Raw genomic sequence first — 25,224 nt, 5'->3', positions numbered from 1 at the left:
AGAGGTGAAGTGAATGGCAAAAACAGCCACAGCAGAAAAGAAACCTGCTGCAAAGAAAACAACAACAAAAAAAGCTACGGCAAAAAAGGCCACGAAGACAGGGAAAAAATACCTTGTTATCGTGGAATCCCCTGCGAAAGCTGCCACCATCGGTAAATTCCTGGGGAGCAATTACAAGATCGAAGCATCCATGGGGCATATCAGAGATATGCCGAAAAGCCAGATGGGCATCGATTTTGAAAATGACTTTGAGCCCAAATATATTACTATTCGTGGGAAGGGGGAACTTTTAAGCAAGCTGCGTAAAGATGCGAAAGCTGCTGATAAAGTATATCTCGCGACTGACCCGGACCGTGAAGGGGAGGCCATCAGCTGGCATCTGCTTCACGCCCTCAATCTTGGCGATGAAAAACCTATCAGCCGTATCACATTCAATGAAATTACAAAAACAGCAGTCAAAAAATCCATTACAGAGGCCAGAGACATTGACATGGATCTGGTAGATGCCCAGCAGGCACGCCGTGTATTGGATAGAGTGGTAGGCTATACTATCAGTGACCTGCTTTGGAAAAAGGTCAAAAAAGGCCTTAGCGGCGGCCGTGTGCAGTCTGTTGCGCTGCGCCTGATCTGTGACAGAGAAGAAGAAATCAGAGATTTCATTCCCGAAGAATACTGGACACTGGGCGCAAAACTGAAAGATGCAGATGGGAAAGGCTTTGAAGCGAAATTCTATGGCAAGGGCGACGAAAAAATGGAACTTGCCAACGAAGCGGAAACGAACCAAGTGCTGGCTGGCCTGGAAGGAAAAGATTTCGAAATTACGGAAGTAAAAACAGGCAGCAGACAGAAAAAGCCCGTTGCGCCTTTCACAACAAGTACCATGCAGCAGGAAGCCAGCAAACACCTGAATATGGCGACCCAGAAAACCATGATGATCGCTCAGCAATTGTATGAAGGTGTCAATGTCAAAGGTGAAGGCACTGTCGGTCTGGTTTCCTATATCCGTACTGACTCCTTCCGTATTTCCGATGAGGCTTATGAAGCAGCAGTAGCGTTTATCAAAGAAACCTACGGCGATGCATTTGTGAATTCCGAACGGATCGTATATAAATCCAAGGGCAAAACACAGGATGCTCACGAAGCGATTCGCCCTACAAACGTAAGCAGAACCCCCGATAGTATCAAGGACTCCCTGTCCAAAGACCAGTATCGTCTGTATAAGCTGATCTGGGAACGCTTTGTTGCCAGCCAGATGAGTCCTGCGCTCTATGACACACTGTCTGTGAAGTTGGCGGCAGGAGATTACAGTTTCCGTGCATCCGGTTCCAGACTTCGCTTTGCTGGTTTCCTGGAGGTTTATAACAAAGGTGAGGAAGAGGATGAAAAAGTCATCCCCAAATTGTCCCAGGGTGATATCCTGAAGGCGAAGGAATTGCTGCCTGAACAGCATTTCACACAGCCCCCTGCAAGATATACTGATGCTTCCCTGATCAAGACACTGGAAGAGATCGGCGTTGGCAGACCTTCCACATACGCACCTACCCTGACAACTATCCAGGCTCGCCACTATGTGACAAAAGAGGCGAAGAACCTTTTCCCCACAGAACTAGGCGAAATGGTAGATGATATCATGAAGGGTTATTTCCCTGATATCGTAGATATCGACTTCACAGCCAATATGGAAGAACGTTTGGATGATGTGGAAATGGGTAAGGAAGAATGGAAACAGATCATCCGTGATTTTTATCCCGGTTTCAAGGAAAGCGTGGAAAATGCTGCAGAAAAGCTGGAAAAGATCGAGATCAAGGATGAAGAAAGCGATGTCATCTGCGAAAAATGCGGCAGAAACATGGTCATCAAATATGGCAGATACGGTAAATTCCTGGCATGTCCCGGTTTCCCTGAATGTCAGAATGCAAAGCCTTATTTTGAAGAAGCAGGTGTGAACTGCCCCGAATGCGGGGGCAAAGTTCTCATCAAGAAGACGAAAAAAGGCCGTGTATATTACGGCTGCGAACATAATCCTGATGAATGTGGCTTTATGAGCTGGAATAAGCCCACAGGAGAAAAGTGTCCCAGATGCGGCTCCTTCCTGGAAGAAAAGGGAAGAAAAAATCCCAAAATCGTTTGTTCCAACGAAAAATGCGGTTTTGTACAGGAAAAATCTGCGGAAGAAGAAGTAGAGTAATGTACAATGAAAAGAACAACTATTTTTTCTTAATTTTTTTCAAAAAAATGAGGAAAAGTAGTTGTTTTTTGGTTTTTGTTGTGCTATAATCCCATAGGTAACTTTTAGTACACACGTATCCACAAAGAGAGGATTGGTGCTGGCAGGAGCCAGTTATTCCTACGGAAAGGATGCGGAGGATTAACCAATAGGAGGTTCATACAATGAGCGTAATTTCTATGAAACAGTTATTAGAAGCTGGTGTACACTTTGGTCACCAGACAAGAAGATGGAACCCTAAAATGGCTGAATACATCTTCGCAGAAAGAAACGGTATCTACATCATCGACCTGCAGAAAACAGTGAAAAAAGTAGATGAAGCTTACGCAGCAATCTGCAACTGCATCGCTGAAGGCGGGGAAATCCTGTTCGTAGGTACAAAGAAACAGGCACAGGAATGCATCCGTGAAGAAGCTGAAAGATGCGGTATGTACTACGTAAACCAGAGATGGCTGGGCGGTATGCTGACAAACTTCACAACAGTGAAAACAAGAATCGCTAGACTGAAAGATCTGGAAAAAATGCAGGAAGACGGTACATTCGAAGTACTGCCCAAAAAAGAAGTTGCTAAACTGATGCACGAAATGGAAAAACTGCAGAAAAACGTTGGCGGTATCAAGGAAATGAAAAAAGTTCCCGATATGATGTTCATCGTTGACACAAGAAAAGAAAAAATCGCTGTTCAGGAAGCTCACACACTGGGTATCCCTACAGTAGCTATCGTAGATACAAACTGCGATCCCGATGAAATCGATTACGTAATCCCCGGTAACGATGACGCTATCCGTGCGGTAAAACTGATCGCTTCCAAAGTAGCTGACGCTGTTCTGGAATCCAAACAGGGTGAACAGGAAACAGCTGAAACAGTAGAAGCTGAATAATTTTAAAAAGGCATTTGCCCGAGCTTCAGCCTAGAACGGGCTGAAGCTTTTTTAATACTAACCGATTAAGATTATTAGGAGGGAATTTAACATGGCTATTACAGCAGGTATGGTAAAAGAACTGAGAGAAATGACAGGCGCAGGTATGCTGGATTGCAAAAAAGCTCTGACAGAAGCTGACGGCAACATGGAAAAAGCTGTTGAAATTCTGAGAGAAAAAGGTCTGGCTGCATCTGCGAAAAAAGCTGGTCGTATCGCTTCCGAAGGTATGGTTGAAATCTACCTGAGCGAAGACAACAAAATCGGTGCAATCGTAGAAGTTAACTCTGAAACAGACTTCGTTGCAAAGAACCAGGTATTCAGAGATTATGTAGCAGCAGTTGCAAAACAGGCTTCTGAAACAACAGCAGCAGATATGGACGCTTTCTTCGAAGAAAAATGGGCTCTGGATCCTCAGTTTACAGTAAAAGAAGCTCTGTCTCAGCAGGTAGCTGTTATCGGTGAAAACCTGAACATCAGACGTTTCGAAAAATATGAAAAAGCACAGGCTGGCAAACTGGTTTCCTACATCCACGGCGGCGGCAGAATCGGTGTTCTGATCGAACTGGCTTGCGAAAACGAAGCAGACGAACTGGTTGAACTGGGCAAAAACATTGCTATGCAGATCGCAGCTCTGAACCCTAAATTCATCGCAGAAAAAGATGTTCCCGCTGATTTCATTGCAAAAGAAACAGAAATCCTGACAGTACAGGCTAAGAATGATCCTAAAAACGCTAAAAAACCTGACAACATCATCGCTAAGATGATCGAAGGCAGACTGAAAAAAGAACTGAAAGAATTCTGTCTGGTTGAACAGCCCTACGTTAAAGATACAGATATGTCCGTAAAACAGTACATCGAATCTGTAGCAAAAGTTGTTGGTGCTCCCATCGAAATCACAAGATACGTTCGTTTCGAAACAGGCGAAGGTATGGAAAAGAAAGAAGAAAACTTCGCTGATGAAGTTGCAAAAGCAATGAACTAATTTAAAGTTCTAATATTTATGCTTATTTAAAAATGAAAAGGAAACGCTTCTAGCAGTGTGGCTGACGCCAGCACTACACGAGCGTTTCCTTTTTTACAGGAATTTTTACACACATTTGGGTCGGATGAGAAAATAAGGTGGAAATTTTTTGTGATTTGTGTTACATTAGAATGGTAAGGAGGCTGTGAAAAATGTATAAGAGAATTGTGCTGAAATTGAGCGGCGAAGCGCTGGCCGGCGACAAGAAAGGCGTAACTTTTGACGATGCAGTGATCTGGGGCCTGATCGATCAGATCAAAGCGGTAATGGCAAAGGGTACACAGGTTTCTCTGGTTATCGGAGGCGGCAATTTCTGGAGGGGCAGAAGTGCAGATTCCAATATGGATCGTACAAAAGCAGACCAAATCGGCATGCTGGCAACCGTTATGAATGCCATCTATGTGGCAGATGCATTCCGTCAGAATGGCATCAAGGCATTCGTGCAGACACCTATTATGATTGGCACGATGACAGAACAGTTTTCCAAGGAAAGCGCCATTGCGCACCTGGAAAAGGGCGAAGTAGTCATCTTCGCTGCTGGTATGGGTCATCCTTTCTTTTCTACGGATACGATCACAGCTTTAAGAGGCGCTGAACTGGATGTAGACGGTCTGTTCTTTGCAAAGAGCATCGATGGTGTGTATGATGACGACCCTGCCATCAATCCCAATGCAAAGAAGATCGACATCATCAAAGCGGAAGACATTGTAAAAAATAACCTGAAGGTCATCGATATGGCAGCCGCAAATCTTTGCTTCGAACGTAAGATCCCTGTTATCATCTTCGGCTTGAATGAAGAAAACAGCATCATCCGTGCAGTTGGCGGCGAAAAGATCGGTACGATTGTTACTGTTTAAAGATTTTGTTATCACAGGAGGAATATAGTTATGGCATCTGAACTGACAAAACCTTATGAAGAAAAAATGAAAAAAACACTGACAGCTCTGGACAGTGATTACAGCACAATCCGCGCTGGTCGTGCAAACCCTCATGTTCTGGATAAGATCACAGTAGAATACTACGGCACACCTACACCCCTGAATCAGGTCGGCAACATTTCTGTTCCTGAACCTCGTCTGCTGCAGATCCAGCCCTGGGACACATCCCTGCTGAAGCCCATCGAAAAGGCGATCAATATGTCTGAACTGGGTATCAACCCCAATAACGATGGTAAAGTGATCCGTCTGGTATTTCCTGAACTGACAGAAGAAAGACGTAAAGATCTGACAAAAGACGTTAAGAAAAAGGCGGAAGCTTCTAAAGTTGCAATCAGAAATATCAGAAGAGATGCAATGGATCATTTCAAAAAAGCGGAAAAAGCAAAAGAGATCACAGAAGATCAGCTGAAAGATCTGGAAGACGAAACACAGAAACTGACAGATAAATACGTAGCTGAAATCGACGCAAAAGCGGAAGCAAAAAGTAAGGATATCCTTACAGTATAATTATTGGAATACCCATGCCCCTCTTCTTCGGAGAGGGGCTTTATTACAGGGAGGCAATTATGTTTTTTGAAAAAGAAACCAGCTCCTATGAGCTGAATCCCGATAAAATGCCCAGACACATCGCCATCATCATGGATGGCAACGGAAGATGGGCAACAAAACGAGGACTGCCCAGAAAGGCAGGCCATAAAGCCGGTGCGGAAGCACTGGAAAAAATCATTTATGCAGCGAAGGATATGGGGCTGGAACACTTGACAGTCTATGCTTTTTCTACGGAAAACTGGAAACGTTCCGAAGAAGAAGTGGGTGCTATCATGGATATCCTGCGTTTTTATTTGAAAAATTACTTCAAAAAATTCGTGAAAGATAATGTGCGTATGCATGTGATCGGTGAAAAATCCCGCCTAGCAAAAGACATTCAGGATGGTATTGCAGAGATCGAAGAAATTTCCAAAGAAAAAACAGGGTTGACCGTGCATATTGCCCTGAACTATGGCGGCAGAGATGAACTGCGCCGTGCTGTTACAAAAGTAGCAGAAGAAGTGGCTTCCGGAAAGCTGAATCCTGCAGATGTGACAGAAGATACCATCACAAATGCCCTGGATACAGCGGGCACACCGGATCCCGAACTGATGATCCGTACCAGCGGGGAAGAACGTATCAGCAATTTCCTGCTGTGGCAGTTGGCTTATTCTGAATTCTATTTTTCTGAAGTGCTTTGGCCTGATTTCGATAAAAAGGAACTGGAAAAAGCCATTTATTATTACCAGAACAGAGAACGTCGTTTCGGCGGCAGATTGAAATGAGGTGACGCTATATGAAAACGAGAATTATTTCTGCATTAGTGGCGCTGCCTCTGCTGATCTTTATAGTTGTAAGCGGCGGTGTTTGGCTCCATGCAGGCATTGGTATCCTGGGCCTGGTAGGCATGTATGAATTTAATAAGGCAATTTCCAAAGAAGTGAAGGGCACGCATATCATTGCATATCTGTTTGGTCTTTTCTATGTGATTTTTATCGATAAACTGATCTACATAAGTCCGTTATTCAGTGTGTTTACTTCTTTGTTTGTCATTGCACTCCTGGTTTATAGTGTGCTTTGCTATAAAAAAACAAATTATGTGGAAGTTGTGGCGGCGCTCTTTGGTTTTTTCTATGCCTGCTTCCTGCTTTCCCATGTTTATCTGGTGAGAGAATATGACCATGGCAAGCTGTTGGTTTGGCTGGCATTTATTTCTGCTTTCGGCTGTGATACAGGTGCTTATTTTACAGGTTATTTCCTGGGCAAAAACAAGCTGTGTCCTGCACTGAGCCCGAAGAAGACCATAGAAGGCTCTGTTGGCGGCATCATCACATCTATTGTGCTGTGTCTGCTGTATGGTGTATGGATCAACAAATATTATCCTCTGGAAGGCGTAAATGTACTGTTGCTTTGTGGACTGATCGGCTTTACAGGCTCTATTATTTCCCAGATCGGCGACTTAGCGGCTTCTTCCATCAAACGACAGGTAGGCATCAAGGACTACGGCAATCTGATGCCCGGTCATGGTGGTGTGCTGGATAGATTTGACAGCGTCATTATGACTGCGCCCGTGTTATACTATATTATGTTGTTCCTGATTCAGGCATAACGATAAATGAAGGTGTAAACAATGAGAAAAATTTCTATTTTGGGGTCTACCGGTTCCATTGGTACCCAGACCCTGGAAGTAGTTGAAAATTTAAAAGATATCAAAGTCATGGCTATTACAGGCAACAGCAACATCGCTCTGTTGGAAGAACAGGCAAGGAAATTCCAGCCTGAACTGGTGGCTGTGATGGATGAGAAAAATGCGGAAATATTGAAGGGGAGGCTAGCAGATACCAATATCCGTGTTGTCAGCGGCATGGATGGGCTGGTGGAAGCGTCTACATATAAAGGCGTGGATACTGTAGTTACATCTGTTGTTGGCAACGTTGGTCTGAAGCCAACTTTTGAAGCTATTCGTGCGGGCAAAAATATCGCATTGGCCAATAAGGAGACTCTTGTTTCCGCAGGTCAGCTTGTTATGGATCTGGCAAAGAAACATAATATTAAAATCTATCCCGTGGATAGCGAACATTCTGCGATTTTCCAGTCCCTGCAGGGGAATGAAGGCAACAAGATACAGCGTATCCTGCTGACGGCATCCGGTGGCCCTTTCCGCGGCAAAAGGAGAGAGGACCTGGAACATGTGACAGCGGCGGATGCCCTGAAACATCCGAACTGGAGTATGGGCAATAAAATCACCATCGATTCCGCAACGCTGATGAATAAAGGGCTGGAAGTGATGGAAGCAAAATGGCTCTTCGGCGTAGATGTTGATCAGATCGAAGTGCTGGTACATCCACAGAGCATCGTTCATTCTGCGGTAGAATATGAAGATGGTGCTATTATGGCTCAGCTGGGTGAGCCCGATATGCGTGTGCCTATCCAGTATGCGCTGACGTATCCTAATCGTGTGAAAAATCCATTTCCCAGAATTGATTTCACACAGCGTAGTAACCTGACTTTCGATAAACCTGACATGGATACATTCAAATGTCTGTCTTTGGCCTATCGCGCATTGAAAACAGGTGGTACATTGCCTGCGGTGCTGAATGGCGCTAATGAAGTGGCCGTTGCCCGCTTCCTGAAGGGAGAAATTTCTTTCCTGCAGATTCCTGAACTGATAGAACAGACGATGGATGCATATACTGTCAAATATGAATATACTTTGGAAGATTTGCTGGAAGCAGATGCATGGGCAAAAGCCTATGCAGAGAAGGTGAGCTTCTGATAAATCTATTTGGAGGTGAGGAAAATTTCCTCGTTATTGATTACAATCTTACTTCTTGGTGTTTTGGTAGTTGTCCATGAATTTGGGCATTTCATTGTAGCAAAGAAGAGCGGTATCTGGGTACAGGAATTTGCCGTGGGCATGGGCCCGAAAATCTTTTCCCGTACGAAAGGCGATACGGAATATAGCATCCGTGCGCTGCCTTTGGGCGGTTTCTGTCGTATGGAAGGGGAAACGGAAGAAGGAATTATTCCCAGCCCTACATCTTTTTTGAGTAAATCTATCGGTGTGCGACTGGCGGTTATGGCAGCAGGGCCTTTTATGAACTTCATTCTGGCATTTATTATGATTTTTGGTCTGACTTGTACCAGCTATACAGCAACGCCGGAAATTCGTGAAGTTCTACCTGATTCCGCTGCGGCTGAGATTGGTCTGGAGGCGGGAGATGTCATTCAGAAAATCGATGGCAAGACAATTCACATCTACGATGAATTACAGTATATCCTGCAGTCAAACCAGGGCGAAGCTATCATTCTGGATATCCTTGGAAATGATGGGCAGCACTATAAATATGAATTACAGCCGAAGCTGGATGCGGAAAGCGGCAGATATCTGATTGGTTTCAGCCCGCAGATCTATACGGGCCTTCTGGCAGAACCTGTCGAAGGCTATGAGAAAATGAGTATTGGCGAAACAGCTCATTACAGTTATTTTGCCATGATCAACTATGTGAAGATGACAGCAGAAGGTCTGTTGCGGGTATTTACCTTCACAGCGAATCCCGATGAATACGGTGGCCCTATTGCTATTTTCAATATGGTAGGGGAAAGCTATGAAGCGGGCCTGAAATATAGCCTGATGGCAGCGATCCAGAATGTTGTTTATATCGGTGCCGTACTCAGTGCCAACCTTGGCGTGCTGAATTTGTTTCCTATTCCTGCGCTGGATGGCGGGAAGATATTATTCCTGCTGATCGAAGCAGTCCGCAGAAAGCCTATGGAAGCAGAGATGGAAGCAAAACTGCAGTTTATGGGTTTTGCATTTATCATGGGGCTTATGGTTTATGTCCTTTTTAGCGATATCATGAAATATATCATATAAGAAAAACGAAAACGCCTTAAACTGCTAAGGCGTTTTTCTGGATTTTGAAAAGGGTGAGAAATTTGGAAAGAAAACTGACAAGAGAAGTCAAAATCGGGGATTTGATGATGGGGGGTAAGAACCCTATCATCATCCAATCCATGTGTAATACAGATACAAGAGATGTAGATGCTACCGTAGCTCAAATTTTAAAACTGGAAGAAGCGGGTTGTGAATTGATTCGCGTGGCTATCCCTGACATGGTTGCGGCAGATGCCGTTGGCGAAATCAAAAAGCGTATCCATATTCCTCTGGTAGCAGATATTCATTTTGACTACAGACTGGCGCTGCGGGTCATGGAACTGGGCATCGATAAGGTGCGCATCAATCCCGGCAATATTGGCGATGAAGACCGTATCAAACAGGTGGTCGATATGGCGAAGGAAAAGCATATTCCTATCCGCATTGGTGTGAACAGTGGTTCTCTGGAAAAGGAATTGGTGGAAAAATACGGCGGTGTGACTCCTCAGGGTTTGGTGGAAAGTGCGCTGAAACATGTTCGTATTCTTGAAAAATTTGAATTCTATGATATCGTGGTTTCCATCAAGGCATCCGATGTGCCTTTTTCCATCGAGGCCTATCGTCTCCTTTCCGAAGCCATCCCTTATCCCATCCATGTAGGCATTACCGAGGCTGGTACGCCTTATGCCGGTACCATTAAATCTGCTGTTGGCATTGGTACGATTTTGGCTATGGGCATTGGCGATACCATCCGAGTATCCCTGACGGGCGACCCTGTGGAAGAAATTAAAGCGGCGAAAGAAATTCTGAAAAGCCTTGGCCTTCGTAAATTCGGCATAGAGTTTGTTTCCTGCCCTACATGCGGCAGAACAGAAATTGACCTGATTTCTATTGCAAACGAAGTAGAAGAAAAATGTAAACATATTGATAAAAACATTAAAGTTGCCGTTATGGGGTGTGTGGTAAATGGCCCCGGTGAAGCCAGAGAAGCTGACTTGGGCATTGCCGGCGGTAAAGGTGTTGGTCTGGTATTCAAGAAAGGCGAGATCATTCGTAAAGTGAATGAGGACGAACTGGTTTCCGCATTGATGGAAGAAATTGACCGAATCTGATGATGAATAAATTTGAAGGAAAGGAGGGAGAGCATGACCGCACAGAATTTTGAAAACGTATTTCAGAAAATTTCTTTATCTTTGGCTGTACAGGAAGCTTTTCAGGGGACCGAAGTTCGTAAGCTGACTATCCATAAAAAAGAACGTACTGTCAGCATGGAAATTGCTGCGAAAGAGCTCATCCCTCTGCAGAAATGGGAAGATCTGAGAGGGGAGCTTCTGAAAAACCTGCCCGGTATCCGGGAGGTGGATATCGATATTACATATGAACTGCCAGAACAGACCCCCGAAACTTTGGCAGAAGGCTATTGGGAAAGCATCAAGACCTTTGTCAGCCAGGAAAGCAAGGTCTGCGCTGGGGTCATTGTTGATGCAGAATGGAAGATTATCGACAATAAAATGCAGATTTTCGTAAAAAATAATATGGCCTATTATCTTGCCCAGAAGCATTTGGACGATGCCATTATGAAGATGATCAAAGCGGAAACAGGGCAAAACCTGATGATCCAGTTCAAAAATGTTCAGACAACTGCGGAAGAACGAGCCCTGTTCGAAGAACAGCAACAGAAAAAACTGGAAGAACTGAGCAGACAGATCGTGACAAGTCAGGCAGAAGTGGTGCAGGAAAAAGCCAATGCGGAAGTTGCGGCCGTTTCTTCCTCTGTTTCCAAGGGCATCCTGTTGGGCAAAGAGATCAATGGCAGTAATATGAAGATCATTGATACGAAGATCGTTGGGGAAAATGTCATCATCGAAGGAAGCATTTACAATATCGAGCCCAGGGAAATCAAGGGTGAAAAATATATCGTTTCCTTTGACATTACCGATCTGAGCGATTCTACAACAGTCAAATTCTTTGTGAAGAAGAGCGTTTTCGATCAGGAATTGAGCGATAAGATCAAAAAAGGAAAATATCTTCGTGTACAGGGCGAAGTGCAATTTGATAAATATACAAAAGAAATCGACATTATGGCGAAAAACATTATGACTGCTTCTGCACCTCCTGCCCGCATGGATGATGCGGAGGAAAAACGTGTGGAACTGCATCTGCATACTCAGATGAGCAGTATGGACGGCGTGACTCATGTCAAAAAATACATCGAACGTGCTGTTGCCTGGGGGCATAAAGCTATTGCTATTACCGACCATGGCGTGGTACAGGCTTTCCCGGATGCTATGAATGCCGTTGGTAAGGCGGATTTAAAAGTTATCTATGGTGTGGAAGCCTACTTGATCGACGATTTGGGCAGTGTTGTTACCATGCCTCGCGGACAGTCTCTCGATGATACTTTTGTAGTATTTGATATCGAGACCACAGGTCTTTCCCGAGAAACAGAAAGTATCACAGAAATCGGTGCAGTAAAAGTGAAGGATGGTAAGATCATCGACCGTTTCAGCACCTTCGTCAATCCTGAAAAGCCCATTTCTGCGGAAATTACGAAACTGACAGGCATTACGGATGATATGGTCGCTGATGCGCCTGTCATTCAAGATATCTTACCCAAATTCCTGGAATTCTGCGGAGATGCGGTTCTGGTAGCACATAATGCCAACTTTGATACGGGATTTATCCGTGTCAATGCAGAGAGAAAATGCGGCATCGAAGTGAAAAATACTGTTCTGGATACGCTGGAATTATCACGCTCCCTGCTTCCCGAACTGAATAAGCATAAACTGAATCTGGTTTGTGACCATCTGGGCGTTTCTCTGGAAGGGCATCACAGAGCGGTCAATGACGCGGAGGCCACAGCGGAAGTCTTCCTGAAATTCATCGATATGTTGGTGGAAAAGAAAATTTATCGCGTGGATGATATCAACGTTTTTGCCAGCCAGACGGTAAACTACAAAAAACTGAAGGCCCATCATGCCATCATCCTGGCGCAAAACTACATAGGCCTGCGGAATCTATATGAACTGATTTCTCTGTCTCATATCGATTATTTCTTCCGCAGACCCAGAATTCCGAAAAGTAAGCTGATCCAGCATAGAGAAGGGCTGATCTTAGGCAGTGCCTGCGAAGCGGGCGAGTTGTATCGGGCCATCCTGGAGGACAAGCCGAAACAGGTCATTGAAGAACTGGTGAATTTCTATGATTATTTAGAGATTCAGCCTTTGGGCAACAATAAATTTATGATCGATTCCCCTAGGGTGGAAAATGTCAATTCTATGGAGGACATCATCAATATCAATAAGCGGATAGTTGCATTGGCGGATGAGCATAACAAGCCTGTTGTTGCCACCTGCGACGTCCATTTTATCGATCCGCAGGATGCGGCATTCCGTAGGATCATTATGGCGGCAGAAGGCTTCGCTGATGCAGATAACCAGGCTCCTTTGTATTTCAGAACCACAAAGGAGATGCTGAAAGAATTCAGCTATCTGGGGGAAGAAAAGGCGAGAGAGGTGGTTATTACCAATACGAACCTGATTGCGGATATGATTGAAAAAATCAAGCCTATCCCTGATGATACCTTCCCTCCGAAAATCGAGGGGGCAGATGATGAGCTGAGACAGATTTGTATGGATAAGGCCATTTCCATTTATGGGGATCCTCTGCCGGAAATCGTGCAGGACAGGCTGGAAACAGAGCTGAACTCCATTATCAGCAACGGCTATGCGGTACTGTATATCATCGCTCAGAAACTGGTTTGGAAATCTGTAGAGGATGGGTATCTGGTTGGTTCCCGTGGTTCCGTAGGGTCTTCCTTTGCGGCGAATATGGCGGGTATCACGGAGGTAAACTCTCTGCCGCCCCATTATATCTGCGACCATTGTAAATATTCTGATTTTGAATCGGAAACGGTAAAATCCTTTGCCATGGAAGAGGCCAGTGGCTGCGATATGCCGGATAAGGATTGTCCTGTCTGCGGGCATAAACTTCGTAAAGATGGACATGATATCCCGTTCCAGACCTTTCTGGGATTCGAAGGGGACAAAGAACCGGATATCGACCTGAACTTTTCCGGTGACTATCAGCAGCGGGCCCATGCCTATACGGAAGAACTGTTTGGCAAAGGGAAAGTATTCAAAGCCGGTACGATTGGCACACTGGCGGATAAAACTGCCTATGGCTTTGTTCGAAAATATTTCGATGCCAGAGAGATCACGCCTCATAATGCGGAGATCCAGCGCCTGACGGATGGCTGTACGGGTGTAAAGAGAACGACAGGCCAGCATCCAGGCGGCCTGATGGTCGTTCCCAGTGACCATGATATCCATGAATTCTGTCCCATTCAGCGACCTGCCAATGACGTGAATTCTACGGTAACGACGACTCATTTTGATTATCATTCCATATCCGGCCGTTTGCTGAAGCTTGACCTTCTGGGGCACGACGATCCTACAGTGATTCGTATGCTTTATGACTTAACGGGGGTCAATCCTCAGGATGTACCTTTGGGCGATCCCGAGACCATGTCTCTGTTCGAATCTCCTAAGGCATTGGGTGTTACAGAAGAGGAGATCAACTGCAAGACGGGTACATTGGGCATTCCTGAATTTGGTACAAAATTCGTACGGGGCATGCTGATCGATACAAAGCCGAAGACCTTTGCGGATCTGCTGCGTATTTCCGGCCTTTCCCACGGCACAGACGTATGGCTGGGCAATGCCCAGACCCTGATTGAAAACGGCACCATTACCCTGAAAGAGACAATTTCCACTCGTGACAGTATCATGATCTATCTTATTAATAAAGGTGTAGAGAAGAAAAAATCCTTTAAGATTATGGAAAAGGTCAGAAAAGGGAAGGGCTTAACAGACGAGGATATTGTAGATATGAAAGCGGCAAATGTGCCTGACTGGTATATCGAATCCTGCCAGAAGATCAAATACATGTTCCCGAAGGCCCACGCAGCGGCTTATGTTATGATGGCTTTCCGTATCGCATATTTCAAGATCAACTATCCCGAAGCATATTACGCTTCTTATTTCTCTGTCAGAGCCTGCGATGATTTCGATTATTCCTGCATGTGCAAAGGAATTGATGTGGCAAAGGATGCCATCAAGGAGATCCATGCAAAAGGGCAGGAAGCAACAGCGAAAGATAAGAGTAAACAGACGGTACTGGAGATTATTGTTGAGTTTTATGCAAGAGGGTTCAAATTTGTTCCCATTGATCTGTATAAATCCCATGCGAAAAATTTCCAGATCACACCAGATGGACTTCTGCCTCCCTTCAGTTCCCTGCAGGGTTTGGGCATCAATGCGGCCCAGAGTATTGTAGAAGGCAGAAAAGACGGAGAATTCAAGACACTGGAAGAATTGAAGGAACGTACTTCACTGGGGCGTTCCCTGATCGATCTGTTAAAAGAAAATGGTGTATTGGATGGTATTCCTGAAACCAATCAGCTTAGTTTGTTCTGATATGAAGGGATAAAAAGAAAAGCAACCATACTATTGAATAGTAGGTTGCTTTTTTAATTTTAGAAATAAGAATCCAGGGCATGTTCCGCCAGCTGCTTTTCTGTATTAGCACGAATTGCTAAAGCCAAAACTAAAAGGATGCGTCTCAATTTATCATCCTGATATTCTGTCAGGATGCTTCTTCCATAAAAAGTTTCATCAGGCTTACCTTCCGCTGCATTTGCCAGATACAAATTTGTTTCTTTCTGCAAAGCGACAAAACCTGCATAAATAGCTTCAATTTGTTTTGCCTGTTTATCCCTATCAGGTTCTGCCAGGGCGGACTGGAACAAAATGCCGATATCCTTGATAGAAAGGATGGATTTCAGATGATAGATCATGATCAAAAGCATCAGATGAGAACGGCTGTATTTTTTCTTCACCGGAGGAGGGAAGATTTTTGCCTTGGTGTAGTTGTTGATCATTGTCTTTGTCAGGATTTTATCCTGTTCATAACGTTTATATTGAGCCAGACCTTTATCCATGAAAGTTGTTACCTGATCCATGTAAAGGTCGATATTGGGGATATCTTCGATCTCAATGACATTGGATGAACGGATCTGAGCGGCATAACGATCTACCACTTCATTGAATGTGTTCATACTTCTTCACCTCGAAATTCTTTCCATAGGAATAATTCTTAACTTCTTTATTATATAGTATTTTAAACTATGTCGCAACATTTTCTGGAAAATTTCCCTTGAAATAGTAGGAATAACGTGTTATTATATCGATATAATAAGATGTAGTATCGAAAACTACTTGGTGTGGAGGGGATGAAATTATGGAAATGACAATGGCATAAAAAGAGAAATTTCAGGTGAAGGATCCGATGAGTGCATTGACGCATTTTATAGGGTTTCTGGCAGTGATTCCTGTATTTATTATTTTGATGGAACGAGCACAGGCGGAAGGCACCATACTGCACATGATCGGCTTTGCGGTATTCGGTGTTTCTTTGCTTTTATTGTATGGTGCCAGCACGATTTATCACACACTGCGTTTATCTCCTGAAAAAACAGCGCTTTTAAGACGCATCGATCATATGATGATCTTTGTTCTGATCGCCGGTACGTATACGCCTGTTTGTCTGGTTACATTAAAAGGTATCTGGGGCACAGCCATGCTCATCGGTATCTGGGGGATCGCTGTATTTGGTATCTTTATGAAGATTTTCTGGATGGGGGCACCTAGATGGCTTTCTACACTGATCTATGTTGTAATGGGCTGGCTTTCCATCACGGCCTTTGTTCCTCTGCTGCAGGCTATTGGCTGGGGCGGCTTCTGGTTCCTGCTGGGCGGCGGCATAGCTTATACTGTTGGCGCATTGATCTACGCCCTGAAAAAACCCAATCTGGCAATTTTAAAAAGTTTTGGTTTCCATGAAATCTTCCATGTGTTCGTCATGATCGGCTCTGCATTCCATATTGCATTTATGTTCCTGTATGTGCTGTAAAAACAGAGATTTTAATCCTTCTTTCATTGACCAATAAATGCATACGTGTTAAAATAAAACAATCAGGCATCTACCTTTAGATGCCTGATTGTTTATTTGTTTGAGAGGTGAAAGTATGAAGAAAATATGGGAATATTTGAAGCCCTATAAAAAGCTGGCGATCCTGGCGCCGATCCTGATGCTGCTGGAGGTAGCAGCGGAACTTTCCATGCCTAAGATCATGACCTATATGATCAACCAGGGGGTCGGTATGGGAAACACGGCTCTGATCGCAGAAACAGGCATTGCCATGCTGGTGATCGCAATCATTGGTATTTTTGGCGGCATTGGCTGTCTGATCTGCTCGGCAACAGTCAGCCAGAAAACGGGGACAGATCTGAGAAAGGCAGCCTTCGAAAAGATACAGGAATTTTCCTTCCACAATATCGATACTTTTTCTACACCATCCCTGATTACGCGTTTGACCAATGATATTACCCAGATCCAGCTGGTGATTATGATGTGTTTACGTACGATGGTGCGTTCTCCCTTACTCTGTGTGGGCAGCATCATTATGGCCTTCAGCATTAATATAAAGATCGCACTGATGTTCATAGGCGTAGTATTATTGCTGACAATAGCTGTTTTTGTTATCCTGCGGGCGGCAATGCCAAAATTCAAACTGGTGCAGGAAAAACTGGATAAGGTAAATACGGTCATGCGGGAATGTCTGGCAGGTATCCGTGTTGTGAAGGCTTTCGTTCGCAATGACTATGAAATGGAAAAATTTAATGATGTCAATGAGGACTATAAAGATACCACAGTCAGTGCTTTTAAAATCATGATGCTGATGATGCCTACCATGATGATCCTGGTAAATGGTATGATCATCGCGATCCTTTGGTTTGGCGGTCTGCAGGCATACGCGGGCACCATGGCGGTGGAAGAGATTATGGCATGTATCACATATCTGATGCAGATGATGCTGGCTACCATGATGATGGCGATGAACTTTATGTTTATTTCCAGAGCAAAGGTTTCTACAGATCGTCTGTCTGAGATTCTGGATACTGTTGTGGATATCGCAGACCCTGCAGAACCTAAGCATCCTGCCATCGCAGCAGGCAGGGTAGAATACAAAAACGTATCCTATCGCTATAAAATGGGCAGCGGCGACCCCGTTCTGGATGGTATCAGCTTCACTGCAGAGCCTGGGCAAACCATCGGTATCCTGGGAGAAACAGGCTCCGGTAAATCTACATTAGTGAATCTGCTGCCTCGTCTGTATGATGTAACGGAAGGGCAGATCCTAGTGGATGGGATTGATGTGAGAGACTATGCCATCAAAGACCTGAGGAAACGAGTAGCAGTTGTATTGCAGGAAACGATCCTGTTCTCTGGCACGATCAGGGATAATATCAAATGGGGCAAGCCTGATGCCACGGAAGAAGAGATCATCGCAGCAGCGAAGGCTGCTCAGGCTCATGATTTCATTATGGAGCTGCCTGAAAAATATGAGACAGAACTGGGGCAGAGAGGTGTTAATGTTTCCGGCGGACAGAAGCAGCGTATTTCTATCGCCAGAGCGCTGATCCAGAACCCCAATATCATTATTTTCGATGACAGTACAAGTGCGGTGGATTCCCTGACTGAAAAGAATATCCGTCAGGCTATGAAGGAATCTCATAATGGCTGTACGAAGTTCATCATTGCCCAGAGGATCAGCTCTGTCAGAGATGCAGATAAAATTTTGGTGTTGAGCGGCGGCAAGATCGTTGCAGAAGGTAACCATAAATATCTTATGGAAACCAGTAAAGATTATCAGGAAATTCTTGCATCTCAGATGAAGAAGGGGGTGATGGCAGATGAGTAATGAAAAGATGAAAATGGGTCCTCCCGGTCCTCGCCCTGGTGGTCCTCGCGCCATGATGTCCCACGGGAAACCGAAAAATACTAGAAAAACGATTTATCGTCTGTGCGGATATCTGGGTAAATTCTGGCCACTGATCCTGATTTCTGTCATTTGCATTTGCATTACTACAGTAGGTACTGTTTTTGCAACAAGCCTGATCGGCATTGCCATCGATGATTATATTTCTGTTTTTGATTTTACAGGATTATTTAAGGTTTGTGTGACGCTTTTGATATTCTACCTGTTTTCTTCCCTGGCTACTTGGGTGCAGAGCTATCTGATGCTGAAGGTGGGGCAGGAGACAGTCGCAGTATTGCGCAGAGAGATTTTTGAAAAATTCCAGAGATTGCCTTTGAAATATTTCGATAAAACCACTCACGGCGAACTGATGAGCCGCGTGACAAACGACGTAGATAATGTTTCCCAATGCCTGAACAGCAGCGTTTCTCAGATCCTGCAAAGTATCCTGACAGTCATTGGTACTTTCTGTATGATGATATATCTGAGTATTCCTCTGACCGTTGCCACAGTTGTGACCATTCCGCTGATGCTGGTTATGACAAAATGGGTAACAAAACATTCCAGAAAATATTTTAAAGACAAACAGAATCGACTGGGGGCTTTGAACGGCCATATCGAAGAGATCGTTTCGGGACAGAAGGTCGTAAAGGTTTTCTGTCGGGAAGAGGAAGAGATCAAAAAATTTGAAAAGCTGAACAATGAATTGCTGGATAAAAGTGTTCGTGCAGAAATTTTTTCCGGTTCCATTGGCCCTATCATGACAGCAATCAACAATATGACTTATGCCATCGTTGTTGCCACAGGCGGTATTCTGATGATCGTAGGAAGCGGCATGACCTTGGGGATTATTTCCAATTTTATCATTTATTCCAAACAGTTTGCAAAACCTTTGACAGAACTGGCGAATCAGGTAAACATGATTATGTCTGCAATGGCTGGTGCAGAACGTGTATTCGAAGTATTGGATGAAGAGGAGGAGGAACCAGATGCACCCGATGCTTATGAAATGGGCGAGATAGAGGGTGATGTCGTACTGACAGATGTAAACTTTTCCTACGAAAAAGGTCATCCTATTCTGAAAAACGTAAATCTGTATGCGAGACCCGGACAGACCATCGCTTTTGTTGGCCCCACGGGGGCAGGGAAAACGACCATCATTAATCTGCTGACCAGATTCTATGATATCGACAGCGGTTCCATCACCATCGATGGACATGATATCTATAAAACGAAGAGAAACAGCCTGCGTTCTGCCTTGAGCATCGTTCTGCAGGATACCTATCTGTTTACAGATTCCATCAAGGAAAATATCCGCTACGGCAGACTGGATGCCACAGACGAAGAAATCAAGGAAGCGGCAAAGTTGGCCAATGCCCATGAATTCATCCGCAGACTGCCCGATGGATATGATACCCTGCTGACAGACGGCGGCGGCAACCTGAGCCAGGGTCAGAGACAGATGATCTCCATTGCCAGGGCGATCCTCGCGAATCCTTCTGTTTTGATTCTGGATGAAGCCACCAGCAGTGTTGATACCCGAACAGAAGTGAAGATTCAGGAAGCTATGAACAATTTGATGAAGGGCAGAACGAATTTCGTCATTGCCCACCGCCTGAGTACCATCAAAGATGCAGATCTGATCGCTGTTGTCAACCATGGTGAAATCATCGAAAGAGGCAACCATGAACAGCTGATGGCGAAAAAAGGTTTCTATTATAATCTGTATACAAATCAGTTTGACCAAAATGAAGCAGTATAACAAAATCTTGCATAATGTAGATTGTATTCTTTTAAAAGTTTCCCAAAAATACTTGATTTATTTTGGTAAATATGATATAAATGTATCTGTGTAAAGACATTGAAGAGGAAGAGTATGCTTTTGAAGTTTCTTACAGAGAGTTGCCGGGTGGTGCGAGGCAACAGAAAGAGAAAGTAGAACTGGCCTTGGAGTTCTGTACCGAACATGTATGACATCAGTAGGATACAGCGGCAGCCCCCGTTATAGGTTTTGAGCGTGCGCACAAAGGACTTGTGGGCAAACTAGAGTGGTAACACGGAGTGTCCCTTCGTCTCTAACTGAGACGAGGGGCTTTTTTATTCGGTGAAAAAAGAAACTCAAAAATTTCTTAAGGAGGAATTTACAATGGAAAGTCGCTATGATTTTAGAGCCATTGAAAAGAAATGGCGCGCAGAATGGGAAAAGAACCCCATCAACAAAGAAGATGACGTAAAACCCAGATTTTACTGCCTGGATATGTTCCCTTATCCTTCCGGTTCCGGTCTGCATGTAGGCCACTGGAGAGGTTATGTTCTGTCTGACGTTGTAAGCCGTTATAAAGTGCTGCAGGGCTATCAGGTACTGCATCCCATGGGCTGGGACGCATTTGGTCTGCCCGCAGAAAACTATGCCATCAAAACAAACACACATCCCAGAATCTCTACAGACGCAAACATTCAGAATGCAAAGAGACAGCTGCATGAAATTTCTGCCATCTATGACTGGGACAAAGAAGTAGATACAACAGATCCCAACTACTACAAATGGACACAGTGGATCTTCGTTCAGATGTTCAAAAAAGGTCTGGCATATGAAAAAGAAATGCCTCTGAACTGGTGCCCCACATGTAAATGCGTACTGGCAAATGAAGAAGCTGCCGGCGGTGTGCATGAACGTTGCGGTTCCGTTGTTACAAAGAAAAACCTGCGCCAGTGGATGCTGAAGATCACAGCTTATGCAGACAGATTGCTGGAAGACCTGAAGAAACTGGATTGGTCTGATAAAGTTAAAAAAATGCAGACAGACTGGATCGGCAAATCCTACGGTGCAGAAGTTGACTTCAAAGTAAAAGATTCCGACGAAGTGATTACAGTATATACAACAAGACCTGATACACTGTATGGTACAGCATGTATGGTACTGGCTCCCGAATACGATGGTCTGGATAAACTGGTAAAACCTGAATGTAAAGAAGCTGTTGATAAATACTGCTACGATGCATCCACAAAATCTTCCGTAGACCGTATGACAGATAAAGAAAAAACAGGTGAATTCACAGGTTCCTACTGCATCAACCCTGTAAACGGCGCAGAAGTTCCTATCTGGGTAGCAGACTATGTACTGGCAGACTATGGTACTGGTGCTGTCATGGTAGTAGCAGCGCACGACCAGCGTGACTTTGACTTTGCGAAGAAATTTAATCTGCCTATTATCCCTGTTATCTCTCCCGATGGCAAAGATATGGGCGAACTGGAAGAAGCATATACTGGCGAAGGTATCGTTATCAATTCCGGCGACTGGAATGGTATGACCGTTTCCGAAGCAAAAGAAAAAGTACCTTTCCTGATGGAAGAAAAAGGCTGGGGCAGAAAGACAGTCAACTACAAACTGCGTGACTGGGTATTCTCCAGACAGAGATACTGGGGCGAACCTATCCCCATCATCCACTGTGATTGCTGCGGTGCTGTTCCCGTTCCCGAAGATCAGCTTCCCGTACTGCTGCCTGAAGTAGAATCCTATCAGCCTACAGAAACAGGCGAATCTCCTCTGGCACACATCGATGAATGGGTAAATACAACATGTCCTGTTTGCGGCAAGCCTGCAAAACGCGAAACAAACACAATGCCTCAGTGGGCAGGTTCCAGCTGGTATTTCCTGCGTTACACAGACGTTCACAACGACAAAGAACTGGCAAGCATGGATGCTCTGAAAAAATGGGCTCCCATCGACCTGTACGTTGGTGGTATCGAACACGCTGTACTGCATCTGCTGTATGCTCGTTTCTATACAAAATTCCTGTATGATATCGGCGCAGTACCTTTCGATGAACCCTTCCTGAAACTGTTCAACCAGGGTATGATCACAAAGAACGGCGGCAAGATGTCCAAATCTCTGGGCAACGTTGTTTCTCCCGACGAACTGGTTGAAAAATATGGTTGTGACTCTTTGAGAATGTACGAACTGTTTGTAGGTCCCCCTGAACTGGACTGCGACTGGGACGACAGCGGTATCGACGGTGTATTCCGTTTCCTGAACAGAGTTTGGAAAATGGTTTATAACAACATCGATACAAACAAAGAAGCAACAAAAGAAGAAGAATTTATCGTAAATAAGATGATCGTGGATGTAACAAAACGTGTAGAATCTCTGGCGATGAATACGATCGTATCCACATTCATGGAATCCACAAATAAACTGATGGATGTTGCGAAAAAAGAAGGCGGCCTGTCCAAAGCAACGCTGGAAACAATGACAGTAATGCTGGCACCTTTCGCACCTCATATCGCAGAAGAAATGTGGAGAGAACTGGGCCATGAAGGTACAGTATTCGATGCTGGCTGGCCTAAAGCTGACGAAAGCAAACTGGTTCAGGATTCCGTTGAGATTGCTCTGCAGATTGGCGGCAAGCTGAGAGGCAAAATGGAAGTTTCTAAGGATGCTACAAAAGAAGAAGCACTGGCACAGGCAAAAGAAGTTCTGGCTTCCAAGATCGAAGGCAAGACGGTTGTAAAAGAAATCTATGTTCCCGGCAAGATCGTGAACCTGATCGTAAAATAATCAAACAAAATAACACGAAGGCAGAGCCATTGATTGGCTCTGCTTTTTGTGCCTAAAGAAAGGAGGGCAGGAAATGAAGGAAATACTCTATATGGATGTAACGATGTTTGAAGATAAAGCATTGTTTGAACAGGGAATGTCCATGATTTCTGCGGAAAGAATGGAAAAAATAAGGAAATTCAAAAATCCTGTTCCTGCCAGACTTTCTTTAGGCGCAGGGGTGTTGTTGTATTTTGCATTGGATAGATACGGTTTGGCAGAGAAAAAAGGGAAAATCAAAACAGGTGAATACGGAAAGCCTTATTTAGAAGGGGAGGATTTCCATTTCAGTCTGTCTCATTCCGGACACTATGCTATTTGCGCTGTTTCCAGCACGCCCATTGGCGTGGATCTTCAGCAGATAAAAGAAAAACTACCAATGAGAACAACAAAAATATTAACCGAAGCGGAAAAAATATATCTGGAAGAGGTTACGGAAACAGAACGGGCAGAGATATTCTATCGTTTATGGGCCAGAAAAGAAAGTCTCATCAAATGGGATGGGCGAGGGCTGCGACTGCCTCTGGAACAGGTTTCTTTCGTAAAAGACGGAATCCTTGTTGATAAAGTAAAATTCGAAGGAAAAATATTGCATTTCAAAGAATATCAGGAATTGCTTCCACAGTATGCCATCTGCATTTGCAATGAAACAGGAAATTTTTCGGAAATAATTGAAGAAATTACAGCGGAATCTTTAAAAAATCCTTAAAATATGCAGAAATTCGTTGAAAACAGGTCAACAAATCCTTATAATAATAAGGTAAACTATAAGAAAATGAGGTTTAGACCATGAAAAATATAAAAAGATTTGCATGTGCTGCATTAGCTGCAGTGGTGGCATTTTGTGCTTTCCCTGCTTATAGTACAAATGCGGCGACATATTCTGAATTACAGACAAAGCGTAAAAATCTTGCAGCCAGCACAGATAAAGCGAAAAAAGAGATCGAGAGCATCAAAAACAAGCAACTTTCTCTGGAAGATGAAATGGCTGTATTAGATAAGGGTCTGCAGAGCATGCAGGCGGAACTGGATGAAGCTACAGCGGATCTGAACTATCTGACAGAACGTCTGACGGAAGCGGAAAATGAACTGGCAGAAGCAACAGAACAGCGTGATGCGCAATTTGAATTGCTGGGAAGCAGAATGCGCTTCCTGCAGCAGAAAGGCTCCAGCGGTTATCTGGAGATCCTTTTTGAAGCAGAGAGCTTTTCCGATTTGTTCCTGCGTATGCAATACGTAAATGATATCATGGGCTACGATAAGGAAATTCTGGATGAATTACAACAGATTCAGGAAACGATCCAGGAAAAGACCGATGAAATTGCTGAAAACCATGCAGAACAGGAAGCGGTCGTAGCGATCCAGCAGGAAAAAGTAGATGAAATGAATGAAGTAGTTGCTCAGAAAAAGGCAATCTGGGATTCCTATGAAAGCGACCTGGCGAAATATGAAAAACTGGTCAAAGCCAACGAAGCAAATGATGCAGCGATCCTGCGCCAGATGAATGCTTTGAGCAGCCCTACAGCAGTTTATTCCGGTAACGGTCAGTTTACATGGCCTGTTCCTGGATATTCCCGCATTAGTAGTGAATTTGGTTATAGAACAAGTCCTATTTCCGGCAAACGTGAATTCCATAATGGTCTGGATATTCCCGGTGGCTATGGTACGGCGATCGTTGCGGCAGAAGCGGGTACCGTTACATATGCCGGTTGGATGAACGGTTATGGTTATACGATCATCATTGACCACGGCAGTGGCTTGACAACGCTGTATGGACACAATTCTTCCTTGGTTGTTAAGAAGGGTCAGAAGGTCAGCCGCGGTCAGCAGATCGCGAAATGCGGCAGTACCGGTTGGTCTACAGGTAACCATTGCCACTTTACAGTATCTAAAAACGGCAGTGCTGTAAACCCTCATAATTATCTGTAATAGAATATAGATACAGGATGATGTCAAACGATGTCATCCTGTTTTTATATAATAAAAATGTTGTTCCGATTATACGGGAAAGCAGTATGGAAGAGTAGAAATTTCTTCGCTGAAAGTATCAAAGCATACAGGGTTACCATAATTTAATTATGTAAATATATATATAATTGCTATAGCAATCAGTTTATCGTTCTATGTGTATAATTTCGTAAAAGTATCGTTTTGCGAATAAATTTGTGTATCCCCTTTTCAGGGAGAATAACTTTGGATGGTTGCCAAATTTCTCATTTTGAAGATATTTTG

General features: G+C 44.1%; 18 protein-coding genes and 1 other annotated feature. Of the genes, 17 read left to right on the top strand and 1 reads right to left on the bottom strand.

Features of this window, described 5'->3' with window-relative positions:
- Window positions 1-13 precede the first annotated feature (13 nt).
- The 11 genes from topA (at window position 14) to IJ369_RS01050 (ending at window position 14,991) form a co-directional block, all read left to right on the top strand.
- Window positions 14-2,188 carry a type I DNA topoisomerase gene (gene topA / locus IJ369_RS01100; protein ID WP_290715005.1) on the top strand — a complete coding sequence of 725 codons (2,175 nt, stop codon included), beginning with the start codon at window positions 14-16 and terminating at the stop codon, window positions 2,186-2,188.
- Window positions 2,189-2,391: 203 nt separating this feature from the next.
- Window positions 2,392-3,108, top strand: a complete 717-nt coding sequence (gene rpsB / locus IJ369_RS01095; RefSeq protein WP_290715003.1) for a 30S ribosomal protein S2 — start codon at window positions 2,392-2,394, stop codon at window positions 3,106-3,108.
- A gap of 91 nt (window positions 3,109-3,199) precedes the next feature.
- Window positions 3,200-4,132, top strand: coding sequence for a translation elongation factor Ts (tsf, locus tag IJ369_RS01090; RefSeq protein WP_290715000.1), 933 nt, complete (start codon window positions 3,200-3,202; stop codon window positions 4,130-4,132).
- 191 nt (window positions 4,133-4,323) lie between these two features.
- Window positions 4,324-5,028, top strand: coding sequence for a UMP kinase (gene pyrH, locus IJ369_RS01085; protein WP_290714997.1), 705 nt, complete (start codon window positions 4,324-4,326; stop codon window positions 5,026-5,028).
- A gap of 30 nt (window positions 5,029-5,058) precedes the next feature.
- Window positions 5,059-5,616 (top strand): ribosome recycling factor, encoded by a 558-nt coding sequence (gene frr, locus IJ369_RS01080; protein WP_290714994.1) that lies wholly within the window; start codon window positions 5,059-5,061, stop codon window positions 5,614-5,616.
- Between the two features lie 59 nt (window positions 5,617-5,675).
- Window positions 5,676-6,422 (top strand): isoprenyl transferase, encoded by a 747-nt coding sequence (locus IJ369_RS01075; protein WP_290714992.1) that lies wholly within the window; start codon window positions 5,676-5,678, stop codon window positions 6,420-6,422.
- 11 nt (window positions 6,423-6,433) lie between these two features.
- The gene (locus IJ369_RS01070) at window positions 6,434-7,246 is read left to right on the top strand and encodes a phosphatidate cytidylyltransferase (RefSeq protein ID WP_290714989.1); all 813 of its coding nucleotides are present in this window, start codon (window positions 6,434-6,436) and stop codon (window positions 7,244-7,246) included.
- A 21-nt stretch (window positions 7,247-7,267) separates the two neighbouring features.
- Window positions 7,268-8,413, top strand: a complete 1,146-nt coding sequence (locus IJ369_RS01065; RefSeq protein ID WP_290714987.1) for a 1-deoxy-D-xylulose-5-phosphate reductoisomerase — start codon at window positions 7,268-7,270, stop codon at window positions 8,411-8,413.
- A 36-nt stretch (window positions 8,414-8,449) separates the two neighbouring features.
- Window positions 8,450-9,514: a M50 family metallopeptidase gene (locus IJ369_RS01060; protein WP_290714985.1), complete on the top strand. Its 1,065-nt coding sequence runs from the start codon at window positions 8,450-8,452 to the stop codon at window positions 9,512-9,514.
- A 62-nt stretch (window positions 9,515-9,576) separates the two neighbouring features.
- A complete protein-coding gene (ispG, locus tag IJ369_RS01055; protein WP_330612875.1) occupies window positions 9,577-10,626 on the top strand; it encodes a flavodoxin-dependent (E)-4-hydroxy-3-methylbut-2-enyl-diphosphate synthase in 1,050 nt (349 codons plus the stop codon).
- 33 nt (window positions 10,627-10,659) lie between these two features.
- A complete protein-coding gene (locus IJ369_RS01050) occupies window positions 10,660-14,991 on the top strand; it encodes a PolC-type DNA polymerase III (protein ID WP_290714980.1) in 4,332 nt (1,443 codons plus the stop codon).
- A 59-nt stretch (window positions 14,992-15,050) separates the two neighbouring features.
- On the opposite strand, the gene IJ369_RS01045 is transcribed toward IJ369_RS01050, so the two are convergent.
- A complete protein-coding gene (locus tag IJ369_RS01045) occupies window positions 15,051-15,632 on the bottom strand; it encodes a DUF1836 domain-containing protein (RefSeq protein ID WP_290714978.1) in 582 nt (193 codons plus the stop codon).
- Between the two features lie 230 nt (window positions 15,633-15,862).
- On the opposite strand from IJ369_RS01045, the gene trhA reads away from it, so the two are divergent.
- From trhA to IJ369_RS01015, 6 genes are all read left to right on the top strand, one after another.
- Window positions 15,863-16,486 carry a PAQR family membrane homeostasis protein TrhA gene (gene trhA, locus IJ369_RS01040; protein ID WP_290714976.1) on the top strand — a complete coding sequence of 208 codons (624 nt, stop codon included), beginning with the start codon at window positions 15,863-15,865 and terminating at the stop codon, window positions 16,484-16,486.
- Window positions 16,487-16,601: 115 nt separating this feature from the next.
- Window positions 16,602-18,338, top strand: coding sequence for an ABC transporter ATP-binding protein (locus tag IJ369_RS01035; protein ID WP_290714973.1), 1,737 nt, complete (start codon window positions 16,602-16,604; stop codon window positions 18,336-18,338).
- A complete protein-coding gene (locus tag IJ369_RS01030) occupies window positions 18,331-20,157 on the top strand; it encodes an ABC transporter ATP-binding protein (protein ID WP_290714971.1) in 1,827 nt (608 codons plus the stop codon). Before IJ369_RS01035 ends, IJ369_RS01030 begins: the two co-directional genes overlap by 8 nt.
- A gap of 90 nt (window positions 20,158-20,247) precedes the next feature.
- Window positions 20,248-20,475 (top strand) — a binding site (T-box leader).
- 66 nt (window positions 20,476-20,541) lie between these two features.
- Window positions 20,542-22,953, top strand: coding sequence for a leucine--tRNA ligase (leuS, locus tag IJ369_RS01025; protein ID WP_290714969.1), 2,412 nt, complete (start codon window positions 20,542-20,544; stop codon window positions 22,951-22,953).
- A gap of 73 nt (window positions 22,954-23,026) precedes the next feature.
- The gene (locus IJ369_RS01020) at window positions 23,027-23,701 is read left to right on the top strand and encodes a 4'-phosphopantetheinyl transferase family protein (protein ID WP_290714966.1); all 675 of its coding nucleotides are present in this window, start codon (window positions 23,027-23,029) and stop codon (window positions 23,699-23,701) included.
- Between the two features lie 80 nt (window positions 23,702-23,781).
- Entirely contained in the window at window positions 23,782-24,921 is a 1,140-nt protein-coding gene (locus tag IJ369_RS01015) for a murein hydrolase activator EnvC family protein (protein WP_290714964.1), read from the top strand.
- Window positions 24,922-25,224 lie beyond the last annotated feature (303 nt).

The sequence above is a fragment of the Anaerotignum sp. genome, from assembly GCF_017483025.1.
Lineage (GTDB): Bacteria > Bacillota > Clostridia > Lachnospirales > Anaerotignaceae > Anaerotignum_A.
Note: the sequence above shows the minus strand (reverse complement) of the source record. Positions and strands in the feature narration are given on the sequence as shown.